This is a genomic window from Bartonella sp. OD88NMGDW, from assembly GCF_042193775.1.
Taxonomy (GTDB): domain Bacteria; phylum Pseudomonadota; class Alphaproteobacteria; order Rhizobiales; family Rhizobiaceae; genus Bartonella; species Bartonella grahamii.
The window spans coordinates 96,668-122,786 of record NZ_JBHIMA010000001.1 but is presented as its reverse complement, the minus strand read 5'-3'; the positions used below and the strand labels follow the sequence as shown (position 1 = coordinate 122,786).

The following is a 26,119-nucleotide window of genomic DNA, read 5'->3' as shown; positions in this document are numbered from 1 at the left end:
AATAACATACACCCTTTAGCAGCTTTTTCTCATTGGATTATTAAAAGTTTGAATAAAAAACAACTGGTTTCTTTTTTGGTTATTAAAATCTAAACAAAAATACATGATCACTATTCTTGAATTATAATACTTTTCCGGGATTCATTATCCCTAAAGGATCGAGCGTTTTTTTAATCCCTTGCATAATATCCAATGCAACAGGCGATTTAAAAGAACGAAGTTCTTCGCGCTTAAGCTGACCAATTCCATGCTCAGCAGAAAATGCACCTCTATAGTCCATTACTAAACTATGAATGCGATGATTCATTTTTGACCATAACTGCAAGAACACCGTTGTATCAGCTCCTACAGGTTGTGTAATATTATAATGTAAATTTCCATCGCCCATGTGTCCAAAACAAATCACCCGTGCTCCTGGAGAAATATCTTCAACAATAAGCGCTGCCTCAGCAATAAAATCAGGAATAGAAGCAAGTGGAACCGCAATATCATGCTTAATGGACCCTCCTGCTAACTTTTGTGCATAGGATATACTTTCCCGCAACTGCCAAAAAAAATCTTGCTGTTTTAAAGATTGTGCAACAATTGCATCTTCTATCACCGCACTCTTTAAAGCTTCTTCTAAAATAATACTCAGTACTGATAACGCCTCATCATCGCCTTGCAATGATGAAATGTTCATTAATACATACCATTCATGCTCCCGCTGAAGAGGAGGCTTCTCACACATCTTATAATCTAAAGCCATTTGCAAACTGAGATTTCCCATGAGCTCAAAACCTGTCAACATCCCTCCTCCATATTCTTGAGCCAGAGATAAAAACTCTAAAGCCTTCGCCGGACTATATAATCCCACCAAAGCAACAGCTTTTCCTTTTATTTTTGGAAACATCTTCAAAACGGCTGCGGTTATAACACCCAATGTGCCTTCTGCACCAATAAAAAGATTTTTCAAATCGTAACCACTATTGTCTTTTTTAACAAAACGCAAATCATCTAAAATACGGCCATCTGGTAAAACAACTTCCAAACCAAGACAAAGATCACGCATATTGCCATAGGCTAAAACAGCTGTCCCTCCAGCATTCGACGAAAGATTTCCTCCTACTTGACAAGAACCTTCAGATGCCAAAGAAAGAGGGAAAAAACGACCTGATTCATCCACTTTTTTCTGTAAATCCTGTAAAATAACACCAGCCTCTACAACAACAAAATTTCCCTCAATATTTATAGTTCTAATCTTATTTAATCGTTCCATGGATAAAAGAACGCTCCCTCCTCTTTCATCTGGTTGTTGTCCCCCCACAAGCCCTGTATTTCCACCCTGTGGCACAATCGGTGTGCGTGTTTTGCTCGCTAGCTGCATAATCAATGAGACCTGTGCGCAAGAAGATGGACGTAAAAGTAAAGGTGTTTTTCCATGAAAAAGCCCACGCTCTTCAAGCAAATATGGTGCAATCAACGCTTGATCTGTTATAGCATGCTTAGCACCAACAATTTCTCTAAAACCCTCAATTAATTTCTGCTCCATGTTTGTTTCTCCTTTGGAGCCGCAGCCCGTATAAGACGATCATTGATCGCCTCCCCTAATCCGTATGATGGAATAGGTTCTACTGCGATACATCTCACTTTAAATGAATCTAATTCCTTCATATATTGAAATAAATGAAAGGCTGCCTCTTCCAACTTTCCATCTTCGCTAAGATTTAAAATAGAAACGGCATTTTCAGCCCCCATAACGCGCTTTGAACCAAATGCTAAAAGCGCTTCACCATTTTCCACCTTTTCTACATTCAAACGAATCGTGGCATTGGGAGCATAATGCGACTTTAACATCCCTGGAGCTTCAATTGCCGCCCTTTGATCTATCCGTTTTAAAGACTTCCCCACAATTTCTTCAATTTTATCAGCCGCAAGCCCCCCTGGACGCAAAAGATAAATATTTTCATCACAAATCTTAATAATCGTTGATTCAAGCCCTATTTTAGCAGGTCCTCCGTCCAATATCAAAGGAACAGATTCCCCCAAAGATGCAAAAACAGCCTCAGCTGAAGTAGGGCTAAGACGCCCCGACTGATTCGCACTAGGAGCAGCAAGTGGTCGGCCAAAATGTTGTACTACTTCCGCAAAACGACTGTCTGGAAAACGAACAGCCAAGGTATTCAAACCAGAGGTTGTTAAAGGATGGATATTATGCTGTTCCTTTAAAGGCAAAACCAATGTCAAAGGCCCTGGCCAAAATTCCTCCATTAATTGGCGTGAAAGAAAGTCAATTTTAACATAACGTTCCGCCATTTCGATGCCGCTGACATGCGCAATAAGAGGATTAATTTGCGGACGACTCTTTGTAGAAAAAATAGAATAAATTGCCCTCCCATTGGTTGCATCGCCCGCTAATCCATAAACAGTTTCCGTTGGTAATGCTACTAACTTCCCTTGTTCAAGAAGCGCTATTGCCTCTCTTATCGAAGCACTATTAAGTGGTAGAATCGTCATGACACACCATTTCTATAACACTCTTTTAGTGGTGCAAAACTATAACGATGTAATCCTATAATTGGTCCATATTTATCAAGAGCTGTACGATGCGCTAGTGTTGCATAACCTACATGCTTCTCTAAACCATACCCTTTATAAACTTGTCCTGCACACTCCATCATCCGATCACGCGTTACTTTCGCAATAATAGATGCGGCTGCAATTGAAACCGAACGCTGATCGCCCTTAATCAATGCCATTGCAGGACAGGACAACTCAGAAGGAATATCACGTCCATCAACAAGGACATAGTGGGCTGGAATGGCTAACCCCATAATACAGCGACGCATTGCCTCTAAAGTTGCTTTTCTAATATTAGATTGATCAATTGTACGAGCACAAAGACTAGCGATTGAAACCGCTAATGCACTTTGCAAAATTTCATGATAAAGTCTATTTCGTTGGAGAAAAGAAAGTTTTTTTGAATCATTTAACCCATTAGGAATATGGTCTTTATCCAAGATAACTGCTGCCGTTACCACAGGTCCAGCGAGAGGCCCCCGTCCTACTTCATCAACACCTGCTATATGAAAAAAACCCTGTTTTTGCAAATCCAATTCGCACGAAAAATTTGGTTGAAGCGGAACATTAAACATCTTTGATAAATCACAAATACAACAAACATACATCTATTTCTGTAGCCTAATCATTTTTTGCAAGCATTACAGTTTTAAATGGCTCTCCAAACATTCTGCAAATTCTTGCACAAAAGATAAAAAACACATTTCTTTGGTTACCCTTTTTCATTGTGTATAATAAAATCATGACGAAATAAACGCTTTTATATTTATTTATCAGATATTTCCTAAAGTCATGATCGGTTTTACAAACCAATTTGGGTGCATTGATTTGATAAAAAGAGCTGCTTGTTGCGCTGTTTGTTTATTTTTAAAAATGCCAAAGCAAGTTGCTCCCGTTCCAGACATGCGGGAAAAAAGAGCGCCACATTCATCTAATACAGATAACACTTCAGCTAACTGAGGTGCTATTTTTAATGCAGAAGAAAAAAGATCATTACGCGTTTCTTGTAAAGCTTCAACCAATGAATCAACACTCTTTAAAGCGTCTGTATTAATTTTTAAAGAAGGATTATGACGCTTCTCTAACGCTTTAAAAACAGTTTGTGTTGAAATCTCTTGTCCATGATTAACCAATACTATTGCAAGAGAACAGGCTCCCTTTAGTTGTATCATCTCTTGACCAATTCCTTTGACCAAAAGCGGCTGCTGATATTCTAATGCATAAAGACACATGGGAACATCAGCACCAAGAACTAAGCTCATTTTTGCTAATTCTTGGTAAGAGCAATCAAGATTCCACTGTTGACGCAACATGCTTATAACCCCAGCTGCATCACCTGAACCACCACCAATGCCTGAAGCAACAGGTAATGTTTTTACAAGCCGAAAAAAAGCAGGTTGAGCACATTCAGAAAAAGTATTATGCATAAAATCCCGTGCGCGAATAACCAAATTATCTAAATGAGACACAAGGCCTTTTGCAAACGGTCCCGTCAAAACAAACTGATTATTTTCGCAAGGTGCATAGTGTAAACAATCACCGCTAAGACTAAAATAAACCAAGCTTTCTATTAAATGATACCCATCAGCACGTTGCCCCACAACATGTAGAGCTAAATTCAATTTAATAGGTGTAAATAAATAGGAATGTCTTTTGGACGAAGCTTGTACATTTGATATCATATGACGTAATATCCACCTACACAGGGTTCTTTTACAAACTCCTCCCTTTTATCCATATTTTTTATTAGCACAAGCACTATAAACAGTTTGGAATATTCTTAATCGTTTTCTAAACAAACAATAAATATGAAGAGCACTCATACAAAATAAACGACATGTTCTCATTCGTATCATTTCAAGCCTTTTTTCTTCTAAAATCTGTTTTTAGATAAAAATCCCTCTGGCTTGAATGATCCTTTCCATTACAAACCATAACGCTGCCAAAGTGCTCGCTCTTCTGCTGCCATCAATGCACTGTCAACGACTGTATAAACCGTATGTGCCGTCACTCCTGAAGGCGTTTTAGGTCCTAAGAAACTTTTTGGAGGCATAATAAGTCGAAGTTTTGCATCATTACCAAAGCGCTCCTTAATAACAGAACGTACATCATTTAATCCATCAACCAGACCAAGCTCAACGCTTTGTTTTCCACTCCAAAACATTCCTGTAAAGAGATTCGAATCATCTGATAATTTTTCAGCACGCCGTTCTTTAACCAAATCGATAAAAGTTTGATGCACTTCAAGTTGGAGAGATTTCAAATGCTCGATATCCGCCTTTTTTTCTGGCTGAAATGGATCTAATGTAACTTTGTTCTTTCCTGCCGTGTATACACGCCGTTCGATACCAATTTTCTTCAAAAGCTCCGGAAAACCAAAAGAAGCTGAAACCACTCCAATGGAACCAACAATTGAAGAAGGATCTGCAAAAATTTCATCCCCCGCACAAGCAATCATATAACCACCGGATGCTGCAATATCTTCAATAAACACAAGAACCTTTTTATTTTTTTCTTCTGCTAAGTCACGAATACGCTTGAAGATAAAACGCGATTGTACAGGTGAACCACCAGGAGAATTAATAATAAGTGCAACAGCCGGTGACTTTTTGTGTGCGAAAGCCTTCTCTAAAAGATTTGCACACCTACTGAGGGAAAGGGTCCGGGATATAGATGCTGATGAATCCATAATTGCTCCTTGAAGGCGCACCACAGGAATTTCAAGTTTATCGGAAGAAAAACGGCGTGGAATAAAACTTTTAATAAAATCCATCAAAACAAAATCTCCTTATAAATTAAGAACAATTAAATAGGCAAGGACAACAAAAAGGAACAACGTGATACCATCCAAAAGCGCCAATCAATCCCCACATTACAACCAGAAATATAACTTCACCCAAAAGCTAAACCTCCCTAATGACAAAGTGTAGACTTTAAATAATAAACTAAAAAACACAAGATACTATTAGAAAAGTTCCCACAAGCTTATATATCCATTATTAATTGCATCAACTCGGGGTGAAAAAGTATGGTCATTACCTTCATGTATAATCAATGCCGGTAAAATAGATAAAGCTGCTCGGCTTCCTCGTTTTGCGTAAAATAAAAGACGAATTGCTGCTGTTTTCGCACGTGCATGCACAGGAATTATACAAATACCACCAAAACGCCCTTCTAAAGCACGCAAAATATCTGTCAGCGATTGTGGACGTGCAATAAGCCCTAAGTATCCACCTGGCTTAACAATGGCTGCTGCACTCCGCAACCAGTTATCAAACATCGCTTCAGACATAACATGTGCTTCAGATTTTTGTTTATCAGGTGTCTTGCGATCAGTAGGATTATTAAAAGGTGGATTCATAATCGCAAAATCAAAGCTATTATCTATCAAACCTGCTTTTATACGGGCATTCCCTTTGAAGGTAACATCTGCTTCTAGCAAACAAACTCGGCTAGAAAATTGTTTATTTTGTTTTAGCATAAGCGTTTTTTGAGCGTAAGATACCATAAAAGCTGAACGTTCAACTAAGGTAACATGAACTTTCAGACAACGCGAAGCAACAGCCAACCCTGCAGCTCCAGCGCCTGCACCTAAATCAACAACCTTGCCCTTTAAATTACTTGGAACCAAACCAGCTAACAACATCGCATCCATTCCAGAACGATGACCATATTTATGGGGTTGAACCAAATAAAATTTCCCGCGGTGAAAACTGTCAATTGTTTCACCACTCTGATTCGTTGTTTTATCCATTTAAAAGCCTAATGCTCACCTTTATAAACTGCATTTTTGCCATTCAGCTGCTATTTTAAATTTTTTATTATTTCATAACAATAAGATTACACTCGCTAAAGAACATTTCTTGCCAACAACATTCCAAGCTAACACTTTTAAATGACATCAAAAGCTTGAGTCAAAACCAAACCCCCTTTATGCTAGTAAATAAAGTAAATTTTATATATGTCCATTGCAATACTCTAGGAGTAAACACATTGAGCGCAGCTATCAAACCAGAACAAATAAGAAATAATCAAATTTCTCTTCAATCTCTTGTCAACCTTACTCAAAAAGATATGGAGCGCGTAAATCAATTTATTCTCTCTATGGCAAAATCAGAGGTTGAGATGATCCCTGAAATTTCTAACCATCTTATTTTATCAGGTGGAAAGCGATTACGTCCAATGATTACGCTCGCTTCTGCTCATATGTTCGGTTATCAAAGTGACGGGCATATAAAACTCGCAACAGCTGTTGAATTTATGCATACAGCCACATTACTACACGATGATGTGATTGATGAAAGTAATTTGCGACGTGGAAAATCCACGGCACGGATGATTTGGGGAAATCAAGCAAGTGTACTTGTTGGTGATTTCCTGTTGGGTCAGGCTTTTAAAATGATGGTCGATGTCGGTTCCATAGAAGCGCTCTCTGTCCTAGCGAATGCTGCTGCAATTATTGCTGAAGGAGAAGTTATGCAACTTTCTGCTGCAAAAAATATCAAAACCAGCCCTTCAGACTATCTCAAAATCATCAATGCCAAAACAGCCGCCCTTTTTTCAGCAGCCGCTGAAGTAGGACCGATTGTTGCTGGCTATGGACATAAAGAGCGTTCTTCATTACGTGAATATGGAACATCTTTAGGTTTAGCTTTCCAATTGATTGATGATGCACTTGACTATAGCGGTAGTGCTCAAAACTTAGGAAAAAATATAGGGGATGATTTTAGAGAAGGAAAAATAACAATGCCTGTTATTATCGCATATGAACGTGGAAATATAGTAGAAAAAAATTTCTGGAAACAAGCACTTGAAGATGGCAATAACAATAATGAAGCCTTCGCACACGCGCAACACTTAATAGAAAAGTATGATAGTATCACAGATACAATAGAACAAGCACGCATCTACGGAAAACATGCAATTGATGCTCTTGTTCCCATGAACGAAAATCTTGCTTACAATGCTCTCGTTGAAACTGTTGAATTTTGTATTGCGCGCGTAAACTGAATTCTTTGCAAGAATCACAGTATTTCTCAATAAAGTAATGAGATATGACCTATAAACAACACCATCGATTAATTATCTTGAAAAGGATTAGCTCCATGTGCTCTGCAACGGTATCCCGACTTTTTACCCTCTTTATCGTGGGTATCATGCTGATGCCATTCCCCACCTACAGTAAAATAAGCACCGCAATTCATACAAGCTCATTTACAGGTGCTTATTTAGCTGGAAGGGTTGCAAATCATGAAAATAAAACAGAACTTGCTATCAATTACTTTAAACAAGCACTCGTTTATCAACCTGATAACATTGAAACACAAAAAGAGCTCCTTGAAGCTATGCTCTCGGTCGGAAACTTTAAAGAAGCTGTCCAACAAGCCCAAAAACTCAAAGAGCAAGATGTTATAACTCCCTTTGTTTCCTTAACTTTGTCAGTAGAAAGTCTCATCAAAAAAGACTATAAGAATGCCAATTTTCTTCTGCAATCAAAAGAACCTCCGAAATCCAATAATCCAATACCTGAACTCATCGGTGCTTGGATTAAATTTGGATCTGGACAAAAATCTCAGGCAATCGCTGATCTTAAGAAACTCAAAGGTCCCGTCTGGTATGACCTTTTTATATCTTATCATCTAGCACTTATGAGCGATCTCGCAGAACAGCCAAAGGATGCAAAAAAATATTTCATTAAAGCACTTAGTAACAAACAGGGGACTCTTATCGCTCCCAATACCTATGAACGTATTATCATAGCCTATGCCTCATTCCAATTGCGCCATAATATGCGTAACCAAGCTCTTCAAACAATCCAACATGGCGAACAAATGTTGTCAGGTCGAGAAGTCCTTAAAAACTTTCGAGAAAAAATTGAAAAAAATTCTTTCTTAGAGAGAGTTATTAAAACACCTCAACAAGGAGCAGCCGAGGTATTATATAATTTTGGAACTGCCCTCAACCACAAAAACTCAGGACGAATCGCGCGTATTTTTAAGCAATTATCTTTCGCCTTATACCCTCAAAATGACGCAACACTGTTTCAGCTCGCACACATCTCTGCTAAATTGAGTGATCCTCATCAAGCAATTAAACTTTATCGCGCATTATCCCCTAAATCTGCTTATTATAAAGATGGACAACTTCATCTTGCATTCCTTCTTGCCAATAACAACAATTACAAAGAAGCAATAAAATTACTCACATTGTTAAATGAAAAATTTCCCAATGATCGTAATATTTTGATAACGCTCGTTGCTTTTTATATGCAGGACAATAAATTTCTTGAGGCCATTAAAACTCTAGACACCGCTATTGCCCAGATAAAAAACTTTCAGCAGGACGATTGGAAACTCTTTTATCAGCGTGGTATTGCTTTTGAACGTTTAAAGCAATGGCCAAAAGCAGAAATTGACTTGAGAAAATCACTTGATTTTTTTCCAAACCAACCGCAGGTTCTTAATTATTTAGCCTATTCCCTTGTAGAACGTGGTGAAAAGCTTGAAGAATCGCTCCGTATGCTGCAAAAAGCTTCTGCTTTGCAAGCTCACAACAGTCATATTCTCGATTCTTTAGGATGGGCTTATTATAAACTAAAAGAATATAATAAAGCAGTGCAAATATTAGAAAATGCTGTCAGATTACAACCAGAGGACCCAACACTGAATGATCATTTAGGGGATGCCTATTGGAAAGTTGGGCGTAAACGTGAAGCAATCTTTCAATGGAACCACGCAATTGATGGAAAACCAGAAAATTCTGAACAAATTCAAGAAAAGTTGAAATTTGGTTTGCAATAAACGACGCTTAACCATAAACCACATGAAATAATAAACAGAGAAACTAAAATTATTTTGGTTTTTTGTTTAGTCCAATATAAAGAGTATAAAGCGTGAAACTGCCTGAACATCTTAACCCCAAACGTTCTTTTCAGGGACTAATCTTAACTTTGCAAAATTATTGGGCACACTATGGATGTGCAATTTTGCAACCTTACGATATGGAAGTCGGAGCTGGGACTTTTCATCCCGCAACAACATTACGCTCTCTAGGTCCACGTCCTTGGCAAGTTGCTTATGTCCAACCCTCTCGACGTCCAACAGATGGCCGATATGGTAAGAATCCAAATCGTTTACAACACTATTATCAATTCCAAGTGCTTCTCAAACCCTCTCCGCTCAATCTACAAGAACTTTATATAAAGTCGCTACAAGCTATCGGGCTTGATACAAAACTGCATGATATTCGCTTTGTTGAAGATGATTGGGAAAGTCCCACCCTTGGTGCTTGGGGACTTGGATGGGAATGCTGGTGCGATGGGATGGAAGTCTCTCAATTTACTTATTTTCAACAAGTTTGTGGCATTGAATGCGCTCCAGTTTCAGGGGAACTCACATACGGTCTTGAGCGTCTAGCGATGTATATCCAAGGGGTTGATAACGTCTATGACCTTAACTTTAATGGTTTGGAGGGAGAAAACAAAATAAGTTATAGAGATATTTTTTTACAGGCAGAACAGGAATACTCATATTACAACTTCGAATTTGCTGATACAAAACTGCTACATCAGCACTTTATCGATGCAGAACGCGAATGCAGCGCACTTCTTGATGCTGGAAAACCAAATAAAGAAAATATATTACATCGCTGTGTTTTTCCTGCCTATGATCAATGTATTAAAGCGAGCCATATCTTTAATCTTTTGCAAGCACGTGGCGTTATTTCTGTAACCGAACGACAAAACTACATTCTTCGCGTTCGTGATCTCGCGCGCCGTTGTGGGGAAGCCTTCTTACTCACAGAAGCTGGACAAATATATACTGGAGAAGCCTAATGTCTGATCTTCTTCTTGAACTTTTCAGTGAAGAAATACCCGCACGTATGCAACGAAAAGCTGCTGCTGATCTCAAAAAATCTGTTACAGATCAACTTGTGAATGCTGGATTGATCTATGAAGCTGCTCGTGAATATTGGACACCTCGTCGGCTAACATTGGACATACGCGGACTTTCAATACGCTCAAAAGATATCCATGAAGAACGAAGAGGTCCTAGTATAAAATCACCACAGCATGTAATTGATGGTTTTCTACGTGCAACAGGATTAAACGATATTTCTGAAGCACATATTGGACATGATGATAAAAAAGGTCATTTTTATATTGCTAAAATTGTTAAAAAAGGTCGAGCTGCAGAAGAAATTATTGCCGATATTTTACCGAATATTATCCGCAACTTTCCGTGGCCGAAATCTATGCGTTGGGGAAAAGATTCAGCACAAAATGGTGCTCTGAAGTGGATTCGACCTTTACAAAACATTCTTTGCGTCTTCGGACCAGAAATTGGTGAAACACATGTTATTCCGTTTACAATTGGTTCTCTTAAAAGCAATAATTTAACTTATGGTCATCGTTTCTTAAGTGATGGAAAGCCATTTCAAGTGCGCCGCTTTGATGATTATGTTACTCAACTTGAAACCCATAAAGTCATTCTGGATGCCGAGAGACGAAAGAATATTATTTTAGCTGATGCCCAAAATCTCTGCTTTGCCAACGGTTTAGAACTAGTTCAAGACAATCCCCTCCTAGAAGAAGTTGCTGGTCTTGTTGAATGGCCTGTTATCCTGATGGGTGATTTTGACCAATCATTCCTTGATATTCCTCCAGAAATTATTCGCTTGACCATTCGAGCTAATCAAAAATGTTTTGTTACCCGTAAACAAGGAGAAAAAGTAAAACTTTCTCATCATTTTATTCTCGTTTCTAATATTCTTTCAAATGATGAAGGCAAAGAAATTTCAAAAGGAAATAGTAAGGTTGTCCGTGCCCGTCTTTCTGATGCACTTTATTTTTGGCAAACCGATCAGCGTGATTTGCCTGATATTCAACAATTAGAATCTTCTATAAAAAAATTTGATCTTGATATAAAAAAACCTCTCGATCAAAGAATGGCGCGACTTGATCATTTGAATGTAACTTTTCATGCTAAATTAGGTACGCAAGGTGCAAGAGTAGAACGCATTGCTACACTCGCACAAGAAATTGCACCTTTAATACAGACAGATCCTCTTTTAGCAAAACGTGCAGCAATCCTTGCAAAAGCTGATTTGCAAACAGAAATTGTCGGAGAGTTTCCTGAACTACAAGGGGTTATGGGGCAAAAATATGCCCTTCTTCAAGGGGAAGATCCTCGCGTAGCTGTAGCAATCGAGGACCATTATAAACCTCAAGGACCAACAGATCGTCTTCCACAAGAACCGCTTGCTATAACCGTTATGCTCGCCGACAAAATTGACATGCTCGTTGGCTTTTGGCTCATTAATGAAAAACCAACGGGCTCAAAAGATCCCTATGCGTTAAGACGAGCAGCATTGGGAGTTATTAGGCTTGTACTTTCGCGAGATTGGAAAATCAATCTTATGCCACTGTTTCAGTTCGCAATGAATCTTTTCTTACAACAAAAAAATAAATATGAGATTTCTCAAAGAGAAAATTCACAATTACAGAATCTACTTCCAGAAAAAACAAAATATATTTTATCAGACCTGTTATTCTTTTTTCATGACCGTTTAAAAATCTATCTAAAAGAGGAAGGTGCTCGTTATGACGCTCTTGAAGCGATTTTAAATAAAGATTCTGATGATTTTTTATTGGTTGCACGTCGTGTCGAATCGCTTATCGCTTTTATCAATACCCATGATGGAATGAACTTTGTAGCCTCTGTAAAACGTACTGCCAATATTCTTGAAAATGAATTTCAAAAAAGCACGGCAATAGCGAATGAAATTAATCCTGAGCTCTTTGTCGAGAAAGAAGAAAAGCAGCTCTATCATGCAATCTGTGAAGTAGAAAAACAAGCTCTTGCTCCCATCAATGCGACAAATTTATCATTTGCACTCAGTGTGCTAGCGCCACTTGGGAAATTGATTGATATATTTTTTGAAAAGGTATTGGTGAATGATAAAAAACCTGATGTTCGTGCTAACCGTCTTGCTCTTCTCAAACGTACTCACATTGTTACACAATCGGTTGCGGATTTTTCAAAACTTGTCATTTAGAATCAAAATGTCCTATTAACTGGTAAAAATAATGAAGATAAATTTTTCTTTTTTATGACTTTTATTAATTAATCTTGAGAAAATTATGCAACCAAAGAGGCCATTTTTATCTCTCAAATATCATTAATTAAGATATGTTTTCATTTTGATAAATGATTCTTTCTCAAGAGACTCTTTAATAAGTTCATCTGCCTTGTTAGAATCTAATTCCTTTGCAATAAGGATACGTGCTGTAGAAATTGCCAAATCAATAGCCGATGAAGAAACCATGCGTATCGCATCCGCTTCTGCTTGAGCGATTTTTTGCTCTGCCAATTTATTGCGGTTTTTTACATATTCTTCTGCTTTTGTACGAGCCTCAGCAATAACAGATTCAACTTCATGTTTTGCTGCTGCAATAATTTCTTGCGCGTCTTTTTCTGCTTCTGCATGTTTGCGTTGATATTCAGCCAATATTTCCTGTGCTTCTTCACGAAGACGCAGAGCCTCATCCAGCTCATCTTTGATACGCTTCGCGCGTGCATCAAGATGGTGTATAAGCTTCTGTGGAATTTGGAAATAGACTAAAAGAGCTAAAAAAAGAACTAACCCAACAAATGCCCAAAAAGTATCAGTCATTTTTCTCTTCCTCAATAATCCGCAGCTTTAACAACTGAACGAACAGCCTCTTTGCTAATATCAACGTCAATCAATTTTTTCACAATTTCAAGAGCTACTTCTTCAGCAATAGAACCAACATTTTGCATCGCTTTATCCCGAATTTTTGCTATCTGTTTTTCAGCATCTGCGAGTTTTTTTTCTAAACTCTCTTCAATTTCTTTTCGTTCAAGCTCTGCTTTTTCTTTTAATTCTTCACTAGCCACCTGCGCTATAGCATGCGCTTTCAAACGCGCTTCTGCTAATTTCCGCTCATAAGTTTCAACAACAATGTCTGCTTCCTGCTTCATGCGCATTGCCTGATCTAAATCAGATGCGATTCGATCTCGCCGTGTTTCAATAACACCACCAATACGTGGTACAATTACACGAGAGATAAAAAGATAAAAAAGTCCGAAAGAAATTGCCAACCAGAAAAAATGCGAACCAAAATGTACAAAATCAAAAGGTGGAAACACACGATTTGCATGCTCTGCCACCTTTTTAACATGTTCTATCGACGTTTCAGTGTTCTGTGCATAAGCGCTTGAAACAAACATCTTCTTTCACCCTTTAAATAGCTTATTAAAGCCCTCTATAACCGATGATAACTGACTGGCATCTCTCTCTGGTTAAGAGCTAAAAGGGTAAACCTTTCCTCGTGCAAGAACAGATATACCCTTTTGATGATGATTAAACCCCAAAAAGAAGTAGTAAAGCAATGAGCAGTGAAAAAATTCCCAAAGCTTCTGTTACAGCAAAACCAAAGACGAGACGTCCAAACTGACTATCTGCCGCTGATGGATTTCGTAATGCACCAGAAAGATAGCTACCAAAAATATTACCAAGTCCTAAAGCTGTTCCAGCCATACCAAAGCAAGCAAGACCAGCGCCAATATATTTTGCTGCAAGCACCATTTCCATGTTATTCTCCTTTAAAGCGAAATTGCATTATTCGACGGAAAACCGCCAATTCTATTAATGTCCTGGATGAATTGCATCATTAAGATACATACAAGTTAAAACCGTAAAGACGTAAGCCTGAAGAAATGCGACCAAAAACTCAAGAGCAGTAATTGCTACAGTCATAATAAGCGGTAAAATCGAACCACCCACACCTACGAGTCCTACCCCAATCATTGAAACAACAAACCCAGAAAACACTTTAAGCGTAATATGACCAGCAAGCATATTCGCAAAAAGACGAAGAGAAAGACTAATTGGACGGGAGAGAAAAGAAATAACCTCAATCATTGTCACCAAAGGCAAAACCACAACAGGAACTCCACTGGGAACGAACAGTTTCAAAAAACTGACCCCATGCTTATAAAAGCCATAACCAATCACCGTCAAAATTACCACCATTGCTAACGAAAACGTGATCATGATTTGAGACGTAACCGTATAAAAATAAGGAAAGAGACCAATAAAGTTAGCAACCAAAATAAAAGTAAACAGAGAAAAAACTAAAGGAAAAAACTGCATTCCCTGCACACCAGATGATTCCCGCAGAGTCGATGCTACAAATTCATATGCCATTTCCGAAAGAGACTGCATCCGCGTTGGAACCAATCCACGACTCGATGATGAAATAAAGAGAAAAATAGAAGTTATAACAACCGTGAGGACTGTAAACAATGATACATTTGTAAACGATAAATCCATATTTCCTATGGAAATCTTAATCAGCCTTGAAATCTCAAACTGATGAATAGGATCTGGAGCGTGCGCTGTCACTTCAACCTCATTTATCGGACCTCTCATTGGCCCCTTTATCTTGTTTATCTTGGCGCGATACGCCTTTTTTTCCCAATTGACTGGAGGAAACATACCCCACAGACCGAAGAATACTCACTATACCAGCAGCAAATCCAAAGAAGAGGAAAAATACCAATCCCCAAGGATACGAACCTGCTAACTTGTCAAACCCCAACCCCAAAACAACACCAACTATAACACTCGCCAGAAACTCACTGGAAAGCTTAATTGCATCTGCCATCCCTCCTTGTGATTTTTCCCGCTTATTCTTATGCTCCCGCTTCTTTAATGCCTGCTTGCGCACTAAAGCTACGCTTAAGTTCCTACTACGACATTCCAAATCCTCTGAATGAAGACATTCTCCTTGCTTTTCCTCTTCAGCCTCCTTACGGCTTATAACGGGTCTCTCGCCCACCGCCATCATTGGCTCCTTAATTAAAAGCAAAGTAAGAATGCATTTCATAAAACCGTGTGCATCATATTGTTCCCGAATTTATTCGTCAAGATACTAAAAAAAATCTATCACAAATTATCGTATAAATTTTATTGTATAAATAACGTATTTTTCAATTTACATGCTTTCTTAAAAAGATATTCTGAGCACCTAAACCGACTTCACGACAGCTCCCATGAATAATATAAAACTCATAGAATAGCCTTTTTTACACTTAACAAAAGGCGTAAACTGACACCATCTTATTTTCTGGCTCCAAATTTTATATCAATCCTAGTTTTGAAAGAGAACATAAAAAACTAAAAAACATTATGAGAGCGTTGTTTTGCTCCTTTTATTCAAATAAACTTGCACTTTTTATTTTATGAAAATGATAATAATCAATGGTTTTTATATGATCCTATTCGCAAAGTATTTTACATATGCCATCACAGAACCCATCACTCAATGAGCTTGAGGGTATTAAGAGAGGTTTCTTTAAATACGAGATATTAATAAATCTAAAATTTTAAATAGATCACCATACCACTTTATACAATTTTAATCCACTTTTTTGAATTTTGCCCTTTATGATTGAATATCGGTAGATTCAGCAAATATTTTTTCTTTTTATTTAAACAAACTATTGTGAGCAAAAGCGCTTATTCATAGCCTTTATTTTTATGAAGCGATAATTTAATGCTTCTTTTCAAACGAGCATCATAACTATATTCCCCTACCCTCATATTGCATCTATTCTTGCATTTAAATAACCCATTAAGAGGATGATGTACTCTTTCTTAAATACCCCCTATCACACTCTTCTCATAACATACAAATAAATGATCTTTATCAAGATGAGAGAACTCTATTCAATAGCGCTCATGGTAAATGATTATCAATAAAATTAAAACTTTAGCAAATAAAAATTTTTTCTTTTATGAAAAGAAAGATCATTGAAAAAACTTATTTTTAAGATTCTTAAGTATAGATTTCATTCACTTAAAAAATTAAAGAGTTATCATTTCTTTTTGGAACGTGTCGCAAAAGGATTATCAGAGGCTCGTAATGATATGCGAACGGGTATACCAGACATATCAAATGTTTCACGTAACCCATTGACAAGATAGCGCAAATAGGACTGGGGCATACTTTGGGGGCGCGAGCAAGAAATCATAAATCCAGGAGGACGTGTCTTAACCTGTGTGATGTATTTAACCTTAAGTCGACGTCCAGAAACCGCAGGAGGTGGATGATGAGCCACAACAGTTCCAAGCCATTGGTTCAATTTAGCCGTCGAAATGCGACGATTCCATACACGGTGCATCATCATGACATTTTCCATCAGTTTATCGATCCCTTGACCATATTGTCCTGATAAAGGAACAGCTCTCAAACCACGAACTTGAGGAAGAAATCGCGCACATTTTTCATGCAAATCAATCAATGTGGTCTGACTATTTTCAATAAGGTCCCACTTATTGAAAGCAATAACTGGAACACGCCCTTCACGAATCACAAGATCAGCAATTTGTAAATCCTGCTTTTCAAAAGGTATCGTTGCATCAAAAACAATGACCACCACTTCTGCAAAACGAATAGCACGCAAAGTATCTGCAACAGATAATTTTTCTAATTTTTCCTGAATTTTCGATTTTCGACGTAAACCTGCAGTATCAAAAAGTTTAATATGACGACCACGCCATTCCCAATCTACAGAAATAGAATCACGCGTAAGTCCTGCTTCTGGTCCTGTTAACAAGCGCTCTTGTTTCAACATACTATTGATAAGAGTCGATTTTCCTGTATTTGGACGCCCCGCAATTGCAATCCTAATGGGCTTACTTTCATCGTAAATAAGCTCCTCTTCTTCCAAATCGTTTACATCATCACCAACAGATGCAGGCTGTATCGTAATATCTTCTTCTTTGTTGTTGCCAAAAGCATGCTCTGACCCCACAGCATCTATAATTGCATCACGCAGATCACTAAGTCCCAAACCATGTTCAGCCGATATTGGGCACGGCTCCCCCAAACCTAATGACCACGCCTCATACTCTCCTCCTGTTGCCGCTCTTGACTCAGACTTATTAGCAACAAGCACAATTGGCTTTCCTGATTTGCGAACCAATGAAGCAAAATTTAAATCACTTGGTGTTATCCCGCTCTTTGCATCAAATACAAATAAAATAAGATCCGCTTCATCAATCGCAGCTTTTGTATGAGAACGCATTCGCCCCTCAAGTGTATGATCACCTGCTTCTTCCAGCCCAGCTGTATCAATCACATCAAAACGTAGATCTTGAAGTTTTGCCGCATGAATACGTCGATCACGTGTTACACCAGGCTTATCATCAACCAAAGCCAATTTTTGCCCAACCAAACGATTAAATAGTGTTGACTTCCCAACATTAGGACGACCAACGATAGCAATGGTAAGGCTCATCGATTTATTCCTTATTTGCCTTGCCCTCAGCTTGTATCAGCTCAAGCATTATTCGAGCCCGATCTGTTATTTTTGAACCCGAAGCACCTTTTTCAGAAATTTTCTTAAAATAATAAACCGCCTCATCCATTTTATCCGCCTTATAAGCAGCTAAACCTAAAGCCTCTCTTGCAGACATATGCATAGGATCGGTATCACTTGTCATATCTTTGATACGCTTTTCAACATCAGCTAACGTCCCTGTATCAACTAGGATATAAGCCGCCCGAATTTTTGCAACTTTCTGCAAAATCTCTGGTGCTTTCTCATCCGCTGCAACAGAATCAAAGATCTCCACTGACTTAATAATGTCACCCTTCTCCATGAGTAAAGAAGCCTCACGTAAACGAGCAAGAAAAGGATACCCTCCAAAATGAGAGGTTTTAACAGTTTCTAATTGCTTTATCGCTTTATCAAAATGACGTGTATCCGCAAAATCAAGACTTTTTACAAATGCATCACCAATATAACCGGCTTTCTTTATTTGCTGATAATGGTAAATTTGATAAGCAACTATCATGAGTATAAAAAGAATAGCTGCTCCAATAATTGAAAAACCATACCGTCTCCAAAAAGCAAGCGCCTTTTCCTGACGAAATTCTGCATTCACTTCAGCAATAAAACTATCATACGACATATATCATACCTTGAAAAAAGTTACTTTATCTGTGCTTTTACGCATAAATGGACCAAGATGGTAGTCCTAATTAACTAAAAATATTTAAATTGCTCGTTTATTTATTTTAAATCAACATGTAGCCAAATAAATCGGATTTTTGCAACAGTCTTAATCGAAAATGATGTAAACGCCCTGTTTGTTCACATTACAGCTTTTACATATATTGTCTTGAGTCTTATAAAAAATTCACTGTTTTAATATTTATCATGATTGCCTATCATCTCAAGCGGATTTTCTCCACATTATATAGAGAGATAATCTTTTAAAGTCTTCAACGCAATCGTTGATAGTATTGGATTATAGAATTATAATAGAAAAGACAATTCTTTTAAAAACTTGAACAAAAAATAAATTTCCACGAATACCTACTAAAACCAAATAGATAAATCTTATCTGTATCAAAAATACCGAAGTGCCATAATAAAGTGTGGTATAATTTCAAATCTTCAGTTAAAGCTCTTTATACAAAATGTATCCCTTCAACTTATCTTCATACGATTAACAACCTTTTGTAATTGATCCTTAAAGTTTCTAAAAATATCCTATTGTAAGGGCCAAACCCACATAAGCATTGGAACAGCAATAATAACGATCAACACCGCCAATGGAGCACCCAAACGTGGATAATCACTAAAACGATATCCTCCTGGTGCCATCACGAGCATATTACTTTGATGTCCAATAGGTGTAAGAAACTCACAGCCTGCACCAATTGCAACAGCCATCAAAAAAGCTTCAGGCTTATAATGAAGGGAATGAGCAAAACTTGACGCAATTGGTGCTACCATCATCACTGTTGCTGCATTATTCAAAAATGGCGTGACCAACATAGCTGTCACCAACATAAGTGCTAAGGCACCAGATGGCGGAAAAAATATTGCCAATTGGCTCAGCCATTGACCAATGAGATCTGTACATCCTGTTTTCTCTAACGCTTCACTCACTGGAATAAGAGCCGCTAATAGTACCAATATTGGGCCATCTAATGCCTGATACAGATCACGCGCAGGCAAAACGCGAAAGATAACCATTGCAGCAGCAGCAGAAAAGAAAGAAAAAGCAACTGGAACAATATGAAAAGCTGTAAAAATAATGGCTATAAATAAAACAGCTAAAGAGATGAAACCATGTCGTAAATTTCCAAACACAATATTTCGTTTTGCTAGGGGCAAGCATTTCAATTCTCTTAATAAATTTGGAATAACTGCATCCTGTCCTTGCAAAACAATCACATCGCCAAGATGAAAAATAATATCATCGAGTCTTCCCCGCACCCTTTCATGTTGACGACTTAACGCAAGCAAATTTACATTATAGCGATCAAATAGAGAAAACTCTTTCGCACTAATACCAATAAGAGGTGAATTATGGGTAATGACTGCTTCAATAATATCAATGTCACTGTCCTTATCACCTGCAGCGATAGTTCGCCCTTTAGAAAACTCTAAACGAGCAGAGTTCATCACGCTATCTAACCCTGTATGCGACCCTTCCAGCAAAATAATATCATTTTCAGACAAAACAAAATCTGGTAATGGCGAAATAGATACTTTGTTTCGGATGATTTGAATCACCATAACGTCACCACTTGATGGCTTAACCAAATCAACAATATTTTTCCCTATAATCGGTGAATTTATTGGAATATGCACTTCTGCAACATAATTACGAATATCAATGGCATCATCAAATGATGCACCTGAACGCACACGCACAGGCAAAAGCCAATAAAAACAGACCAAATATACAACACCAGCCGTCGCAATAACCGCACCAACTGGTGTAAAATCAAACATAGTAAAAGGTGTTCCTGCTAAACGTTCTTGCATCGCTGAAATAACAACATTGGGAGATGTTCCTATCTGTGTCATAAGCCCCCCCAACAAAGAACCAAAGGCCATGGGCATCAAAAAGACAGAAGGAGAAACCTGAGAACGACGTGCAAACTGAAAAGCTATCGGAAGCATAATCGCCAAAGCACCAATGTTTTTAACAAACATTGATAATACGACAACAGAAAGAACTAAAAAAGCTAATTGAAGACGCACAGATTTCACGTCTGGCCATATCCGTTGAATAATAAATTCCATTATACCAGAGCGCGATACGGCCGTACTGACAACAAACACACTCCCCACGATAATAACAATATCATTACTAAAACCGCCAAAAGCTTCCTTCGGACTGACAAGACCAAGAGCACAAGCTATTAATAACGTACAAATAGCAACAAGATCATAACGAAATCGATCCCAAATAAAAACAACCATCATGAGACCAATGATCGAAAAAGCCATTATTTGATTTTCTGTCATAACACTCACCTCTCCCCATTAAATTATAATGTACAAAAACATATCTTTTATGTTTTAAATATTCCTATAAACAGCAGCAAGATAAAAGCAGACATCGGAATATTTTAGGATAATCTTAAAGTGATAAAAAATTATGATGCGCATAAACTTACCTCTCCTTATTATGCGTTCTTTTCTATAAAGTGCTAAACTCAAAGAAAATTGATAAAAGTTGATCAAGCTATATTGCAAAAAAGATGAGAATAACTCTAATATAGAGAGTAGATAATTGTTGAAACTGGTACACGCTATATTTAAACCTTTGTCGTTGCTTAAAAGAATTTATCTTCACTCTCAATTCAAAGAGTGATAAAAATGAAAGAAGAAAGAATGGTCAATCTTAATAGTGGGTATCAAAGTAACCTCAGATATTGGCTCACTTGTATTATTGGATTTGTTGCTATCTTGGCAATTATAATTGTTGGTGGATTTTATATCGCAAAACCCTATCTTGACAGTTTTGTAAAACAAGAAATAGCCCGTCGTGGTATAAAAGCCCTAACATCTGAAGTAAGCATTCTAGGTAGAGTCAATTTGAAGAATGTGACATTACCCGTCCCAGCTGGTACATCACTTAGAATTGGTGCCATTTCTGCCCGTCCTCCCCTTTCCTTTATTCCCGGAACTTTTACATTTTATAATGTTGATTTAAAGCATAATAATATTCATGTGCAAATTCCCCAAATTTCTCTTCGGAGTGTATCCTTAAAAGAAAAAGATAGAACGATAACATCACGGCTTTTACAATCAATGATGCGTATTGAGCTTTCCTCAATTATTGCTCCCAATATACAACTTTCTATAGAAAATAAAAATAACCGAATAGAAACGGTTGAAGTCAAGAATTTCCAGCTTTCTGATTTTAAAAATGGCCATATCCGTTCAGTTAGTATTAAAAATATGGATCTTAAAACAGTTGCAGTAAATGGTGCCAAACAGATGCAGCTTATGGCTAAAAGTGATACAATAAAAGCTCATGATATCGACATCAACTATGCCTATTCTATCATTTTTGGAAAAAACGACGCTCTTAACCAAGATAAAGCCGTTACTGGCCCCATTTCTCTGAATAATGTAAGTATCGATGTGTTTGAAGAAGCGGGAAAAAGTAGTTCTTTCTTCCTCGGACAGTTTAAAACATCTGGTTTAAAAATGAAGCCGCTTGAACAAACTCCTGAAAAATTAATCAAAGCTTATCTTAATGCAAGAAAAGAGAATAATAAAATCGCTGAAAAAATAGCACAAAATGGTCTTCTTCTAAACATACTGCTCGCCATTACCTCAGCGGATGCCAAAGTTGATAATGTCACCGTTGATATACCGCAGTTGAAAGCAACACTCGAATCACTCCAATTTAAACCAACCTTGTGGAAACAACCTATCCCCAAAAAGCTTTTTCTTTCTCTCAATAACCTTTCCGTTCTACCTAAAAAAATGAATGAAAAAGACTTAGAGTTCTTCAAAAATCTGAACTTTGAGCGCTTTGACATTTCAGGAAAAATTGATATTTCTTACGATGAAAAAAAACGTATGCTCCTTCTTGATGCAATGTCTTTCAATATGAAAGACGTTGGATCTGGTAACATATCGGCTAAGGTTATTGATGTTGATGAAAAGCTTTTTTCTGGTCAGCAAAATGTAATGATTGCTGCTTCTCAAGACTTTGGCATCAATGAAATTGATGTGCAATATAGGGATGCAGGTTTCATTGATAAGCTTTTTTCTTATCTTGCGCAAAATCTTAATGACAGCCAACATGATCTTAAAAAGGAACTCTATGACGATTTCTATCTAATGATGACGCAGACCCCAAAAATGCTGCTAAAAAATCATGACGAAGCAGAAAAAATTTCAAAATCCTTAGGGGAATTTGCTAAAAATCCACAAACATTGATTGTTAAAATTAAAGCAAAAGATAATAAAGGGCTCACAATGGTTGATCTCGAATCAGCTCTACAAAATGATCTATCCAAGGCTTTAAACAAAGTACATCTCACTATTAAAAATGAAGCATCACCTTAAACATTTTGTGCTTTAAATATGATGATCTTGTCTATAAATTAAGAACTTTATTCCTCTTTTTGCTTTTATATGATACAGAAGGTATCATATAAAGTCATTTACACAGAGAATATAGAATCCTAAAATTGTCGATGCTTGGAGTTGTTCATGTCTGATTTATCTTCAAATCGCCTGCCTAATCGCGCTTCTCGTGTCACCAATCAAGCGCTTTCTGCGATCGAGCGTTTTCTCCATATTGAAGCTCTTAGTGGTATTGTTCTTTTATTAGCTGCTGCTGCTGCACTTATTTTTGCCAATTCTAAATATGCTGCTTTCTATGAATCTTTTTGGCATACACCTCTTGGCTTTAATTTGGGTCATTTCACTCTTTCATGGGATTTACATTTCTGGGTTAATGATGCTCTTATGACTATTTTCTTTCTCGTCGCAGGAATGGAAATTCGACGCGAAATTCATGAAGGTGCTCTTGCCGATTTTAAACAGGCAATCTTACCAATTGTTGCCGCAATAGGAGGCGTTTGTGTTCCCGCAATTATTTACTTTATCTTCAACTTTAACGAGGGGCATATACGCGGTTGGGCTGTGCCAACAGCAACAGATATTGCCTTTGCTCTAGGTATTCTTGCTCTTCTTGGAAAAAAAATTCCTTCTAATCTTCATATTATTCTTCTATCATTAGCGATTATTGATGATATTATCGCTGTTCTTATTATTGCTTTTTTCTACTCAACAAACATTGATCCTAGCGGTTTAATGATTGCAGGAGCAGGTATTACTTTAGTGCTATTTTTTCAGTGGATCGGGCTTGCATCAGCATGGCTTTACATTTTACCTGGTGCAATCATTTGGTGGGGTTTAATGGTAACAGGTGTTCACCCATCACTTGCTGGTGTAATCTTAGGGATGATGACTCCCGTTCTTCCTACCCGTACTCTTGTAGCGCCACTCACCATGCTCAGTAACGCTATGCAAATTCTTCAAGAAAAAAATACAAAAACAGATCTGCATCATATTTCAACCGCATTGAAAAAAATGCGCAAAGGACAACGGGCCATGATTGCTCCAGTAACACGCGTTCAAAAAGCGTTGCATCCATGGGTTGCATACGGTATCATGCCAATCTTTGCCTTCGCAAATGCAGGAGTAAGTTTTGCAAACTTTGATCTTTCTTCTGACAAATCATTCTTGATTGTTTTGGGTGTTGTCATTGGTCTTTTCGTTGGTAAGCCTCTTGGTATTATCACAGCCAGTTATATAGCCGTAAAATCAGGGCTATGCCGCCTACCCCCTCATATGACATGGACAGGCGTTTTACTCATTGGTTTTTTAGCAGGAATTGGCTTTACAATGTCTATCTTTGTTTCAATGCTCGCTTTTAAAGATATTGTTCTGCTTGATGCTGCAAAAATTGGGGTCCTTTGTGGCTCTGGTTTATCTGCTCTTATCGGTCTGGGATATGGATTTATTTATATTAAGCGCAATAAAGGAATTTCCCGTAGCTCCTGACGAGCTAATTGAAAATACATTTTTATGCAAAACTTTTAAAAAGTAATTTTGCTCATTTGTTGGATTCGGACAATATTTAATGTGAAATCCGTTGTCTCACCTCATCTTTACACTTATGAAGGAGAAATTTAACATCATCATACTATTTACTAACCTCTAATGTCGCAATACCTTTGACACTTAAGAAGATTCATAAGAAATATTTTTATTCCTTTCTTCAATAATCTTTTATTCATACACCAACTCCACTCGTGATATACACAGGAATGATTTTAATTGTTTCAATATAAAAGGCTTCGTGGTTTCAGAGAAGCTGCCTTTCGTCGGAAAAATTATTCACTATAAATAAAAATTTAATTGTTATAAATCAATATCTTATGTTAAATTATAAGAAACAGATAAGAATAAACAAAATTCCGTAATCAGTTAAGTAATTCCATGGCTTATTTTTCCCAATAAACCACCCTTCTCGTTACTGATTTTATTGCTGGTATTTTAAACAACTTTAATTTTTATCTTCTTAAAAGGCACATTATTTTTGGTAAAAATATTTCTTTAAAACAAGCGCGTAAATTGGCAATATAATAGCGTTTTTGTTTTACGTGAAAGGCATATACGATTTATTTAACGTAATAAACAAAAACGTGAACCAATATGTAATATCCATTATTTAAAAGATATTTCTGTCAATACCTTTGAAAGTTGTAAAGCAGAATTAAAAGGAAATTGTAAAATGGAAACTGGTTTTCACTTTTATGGCTTTATATTCTCCCCCAATTAGCTTTTATCTCCATTTCAGAGATTCCCCCAACAAGTATACGCAACATCCTTGTTCCTATCTGGCATACAAAAACAGGAGTTGCTCGTAGTCCCCTTATTCGTCTCAATATATATCGTCCAACATGCATCTACGCTGACATTAGATATTGATACAGGTAACAAAAAACAAAAGATTTATTTGGAATAACAACGTTATAAAATCACTACTCGATTGACAATGGAGTGGAAAAATATCCTCGTTTTTTATCATAAACACATCGCTTGTCTCACTCCATGAAAGAATTAAACTTGAAGCATGCTTCCATAGGGAGCACTCTCGTTTACGTAATTAACTCGCGGGAAAAAATTAGTCATTTAGACTATTCTAAAACATACGATCAGGAGAAAAATAGAGCGTATATACCGCTGCTCTCCCCTTTTCCCGCTCTTAGTTGATATTTATTTTCTTTTTGTTTACGGAGTTAGCTCTATATTTCTTGATACCATAAAATACTCTTTACAGATAATTTAAAAAACAATATTTCCGAGACTTTCGAATTATACAACGCTACATTAAATATAATAAGAGTAAAATAATATTTATAAAAATATCTTTATTGGGAATAAACGTATTAATTACTGCACTTTGATAACATATCTTATATTCACTTCAAATGGATATCCCCATTCGAATGCATTATGCTATTAAAAAGTAATTACAAAACAAGAGAATACGTTTCGCATTCATATACTGAATAAAAACAAATTGTGGGAAAAATATGTAAACATGATAAGAAACTAGCACGATATACGGCATAAATGAAAGAATGTATTTCATGCGTAATTGGCAGTATGACAAAGAAAATACTTGT

At 37.2% G+C, this 26,119-nt stretch carries 20 protein-coding genes; 6 read left to right on the top strand and 14 right to left on the bottom strand.

Annotated features, from left to right (window positions below; translation table 11 throughout):
* Window positions 1-121: 121 nt before the first annotated feature.
* The 6 genes from ACFIJR_RS00625 to ACFIJR_RS00600 all read right to left on the bottom strand — a co-directional run bounded on the left by ACFIJR_RS00625 (window position 122) and on the right by ACFIJR_RS00600 (window position 6,313).
* Complete coding sequence (locus ACFIJR_RS00625; RefSeq protein ID WP_375625136.1) at window positions 122-1,531, bottom strand: FAD-binding oxidoreductase; 1,410 nt, start codon at window positions 1,529-1,531, stop codon at window positions 122-124.
* The gene (locus tag ACFIJR_RS00620; RefSeq protein WP_375625137.1) at window positions 1,516-2,496 is read right to left on the bottom strand and encodes an L-threonylcarbamoyladenylate synthase; all 981 of its coding nucleotides are present in this window, start codon (window positions 2,494-2,496) and stop codon (window positions 1,516-1,518) included. Before ACFIJR_RS00620 ends, ACFIJR_RS00625 begins: the two co-directional genes overlap by 16 nt.
* Window positions 2,493-3,167, bottom strand: coding sequence for a ribonuclease HII (locus ACFIJR_RS00615; protein WP_375651587.1), 675 nt, complete (start codon window positions 3,165-3,167; stop codon window positions 2,493-2,495). Before ACFIJR_RS00615 ends, ACFIJR_RS00620 begins: the two co-directional genes overlap by 4 nt.
* A gap of 165 nt (window positions 3,168-3,332) precedes the next feature.
* Window positions 3,333-4,241 carry a 4-(cytidine 5'-diphospho)-2-C-methyl-D-erythritol kinase gene (locus tag ACFIJR_RS00610; protein ID WP_375625139.1) on the bottom strand — a complete coding sequence of 303 codons (909 nt, stop codon included), beginning with the start codon at window positions 4,239-4,241 and terminating at the stop codon, window positions 3,333-3,335.
* Between the two features lie 242 nt (window positions 4,242-4,483).
* Window positions 4,484-5,332 carry a S49 family peptidase gene (locus tag ACFIJR_RS00605; protein WP_012754808.1) on the bottom strand — a complete coding sequence of 283 codons (849 nt, stop codon included), beginning with the start codon at window positions 5,330-5,332 and terminating at the stop codon, window positions 4,484-4,486.
* A 192-nt stretch (window positions 5,333-5,524) separates the two neighbouring features.
* Window positions 5,525-6,313, bottom strand: a complete 789-nt coding sequence (locus ACFIJR_RS00600) for a tRNA1(Val) (adenine(37)-N6)-methyltransferase (protein ID WP_375648114.1) — start codon at window positions 6,311-6,313, stop codon at window positions 5,525-5,527.
* A 179-nt stretch (window positions 6,314-6,492) separates the two neighbouring features.
* Here ACFIJR_RS00600 and ACFIJR_RS00595 point away from each other — a divergent pair, with 179 nt between their 5' ends.
* The 4 genes from ACFIJR_RS00595 (at window position 6,493) to glyS (ending at window position 12,615) form a co-directional block, all read left to right on the top strand.
* Entirely contained in the window at window positions 6,493-7,569 is a 1,077-nt protein-coding gene (locus tag ACFIJR_RS00595) for a polyprenyl synthetase family protein (protein WP_375625680.1), read from the top strand.
* Between the two features lie 95 nt (window positions 7,570-7,664).
* Window positions 7,665-9,359, top strand: coding sequence for a tetratricopeptide repeat protein (locus tag ACFIJR_RS00590; RefSeq protein WP_375625142.1), 1,695 nt, complete (start codon window positions 7,665-7,667; stop codon window positions 9,357-9,359).
* Window positions 9,360-9,451: 92 nt separating this feature from the next.
* Window positions 9,452-10,393 (top strand): glycine--tRNA ligase subunit alpha, encoded by a 942-nt coding sequence (locus ACFIJR_RS00585; RefSeq protein WP_375625678.1) that lies wholly within the window; start codon window positions 9,452-9,454, stop codon window positions 10,391-10,393.
* The gene (glyS, locus tag ACFIJR_RS00580; protein ID WP_375648116.1) at window positions 10,393-12,615 is read left to right on the top strand and encodes a glycine--tRNA ligase subunit beta; all 2,223 of its coding nucleotides are present in this window, start codon (window positions 10,393-10,395) and stop codon (window positions 12,613-12,615) included. The genes ACFIJR_RS00585 and glyS overlap by 1 nt, the downstream gene beginning before the upstream one ends.
* Before the next feature lie 123 nt (window positions 12,616-12,738).
* On the opposite strand, the gene ACFIJR_RS00575 is transcribed toward glyS, so the two are convergent.
* From ACFIJR_RS00575 to ACFIJR_RS00540, 8 genes are all read right to left on the bottom strand, one after another.
* Window positions 12,739-13,233, bottom strand: a complete 495-nt coding sequence (locus tag ACFIJR_RS00575; RefSeq protein WP_375625676.1) for a F0F1 ATP synthase subunit B — start codon at window positions 13,231-13,233, stop codon at window positions 12,739-12,741.
* Between the two features lie 11 nt (window positions 13,234-13,244).
* On the bottom strand, window positions 13,245-13,811 hold the full coding sequence (locus tag ACFIJR_RS00570; protein WP_375625674.1) for a F0F1 ATP synthase subunit B: 567 nt from the start codon (window positions 13,809-13,811) through the stop codon (window positions 13,245-13,247).
* Window positions 13,812-13,944: 133 nt separating this feature from the next.
* Window positions 13,945-14,175: a F0F1 ATP synthase subunit C gene (locus ACFIJR_RS00565; protein ID WP_005773968.1), complete on the bottom strand. Its 231-nt coding sequence runs from the start codon at window positions 14,173-14,175 to the stop codon at window positions 13,945-13,947.
* A gap of 54 nt (window positions 14,176-14,229) precedes the next feature.
* A complete protein-coding gene (locus ACFIJR_RS00560; RefSeq protein ID WP_375625192.1) occupies window positions 14,230-14,988 on the bottom strand; it encodes a F0F1 ATP synthase subunit A in 759 nt (252 codons plus the stop codon).
* 7 nt (window positions 14,989-14,995) lie between these two features.
* Window positions 14,996-15,430: an AtpZ/AtpI family protein gene (locus ACFIJR_RS00555; protein WP_375625147.1), complete on the bottom strand. Its 435-nt coding sequence runs from the start codon at window positions 15,428-15,430 to the stop codon at window positions 14,996-14,998.
* Between the two features lie 1,033 nt (window positions 15,431-16,463).
* Entirely contained in the window at window positions 16,464-17,888 is a 1,425-nt protein-coding gene (der, locus tag ACFIJR_RS00550; protein WP_375651589.1) for a ribosome biogenesis GTPase Der, read from the bottom strand.
* Window positions 17,889-17,892: 4 nt separating this feature from the next.
* Window positions 17,893-18,564, bottom strand: a complete 672-nt coding sequence (locus tag ACFIJR_RS00545; RefSeq protein WP_375625149.1) for a tetratricopeptide repeat protein — start codon at window positions 18,562-18,564, stop codon at window positions 17,893-17,895.
* Between the two features lie 584 nt (window positions 18,565-19,148).
* Entirely contained in the window at window positions 19,149-20,921 is a 1,773-nt protein-coding gene (locus ACFIJR_RS00540) for an SLC13 family permease (RefSeq protein WP_375625671.1), read from the bottom strand.
* A 354-nt stretch (window positions 20,922-21,275) separates the two neighbouring features.
* Between ACFIJR_RS00540 and ACFIJR_RS00535 the strand changes: the two genes are divergently transcribed.
* Window positions 21,276-22,982, top strand: coding sequence for a hypothetical protein (locus ACFIJR_RS00535; RefSeq protein ID WP_375653201.1), 1,707 nt, complete (start codon window positions 21,276-21,278; stop codon window positions 22,980-22,982).
* Between the two features lie 147 nt (window positions 22,983-23,129).
* Window positions 23,130-24,488 (top strand): Na+/H+ antiporter NhaA, encoded by a 1,359-nt coding sequence (gene nhaA, locus ACFIJR_RS00530; RefSeq protein WP_375625667.1) that lies wholly within the window; start codon window positions 23,130-23,132, stop codon window positions 24,486-24,488.
* Window positions 24,489-26,119 lie beyond the last annotated feature (1,631 nt).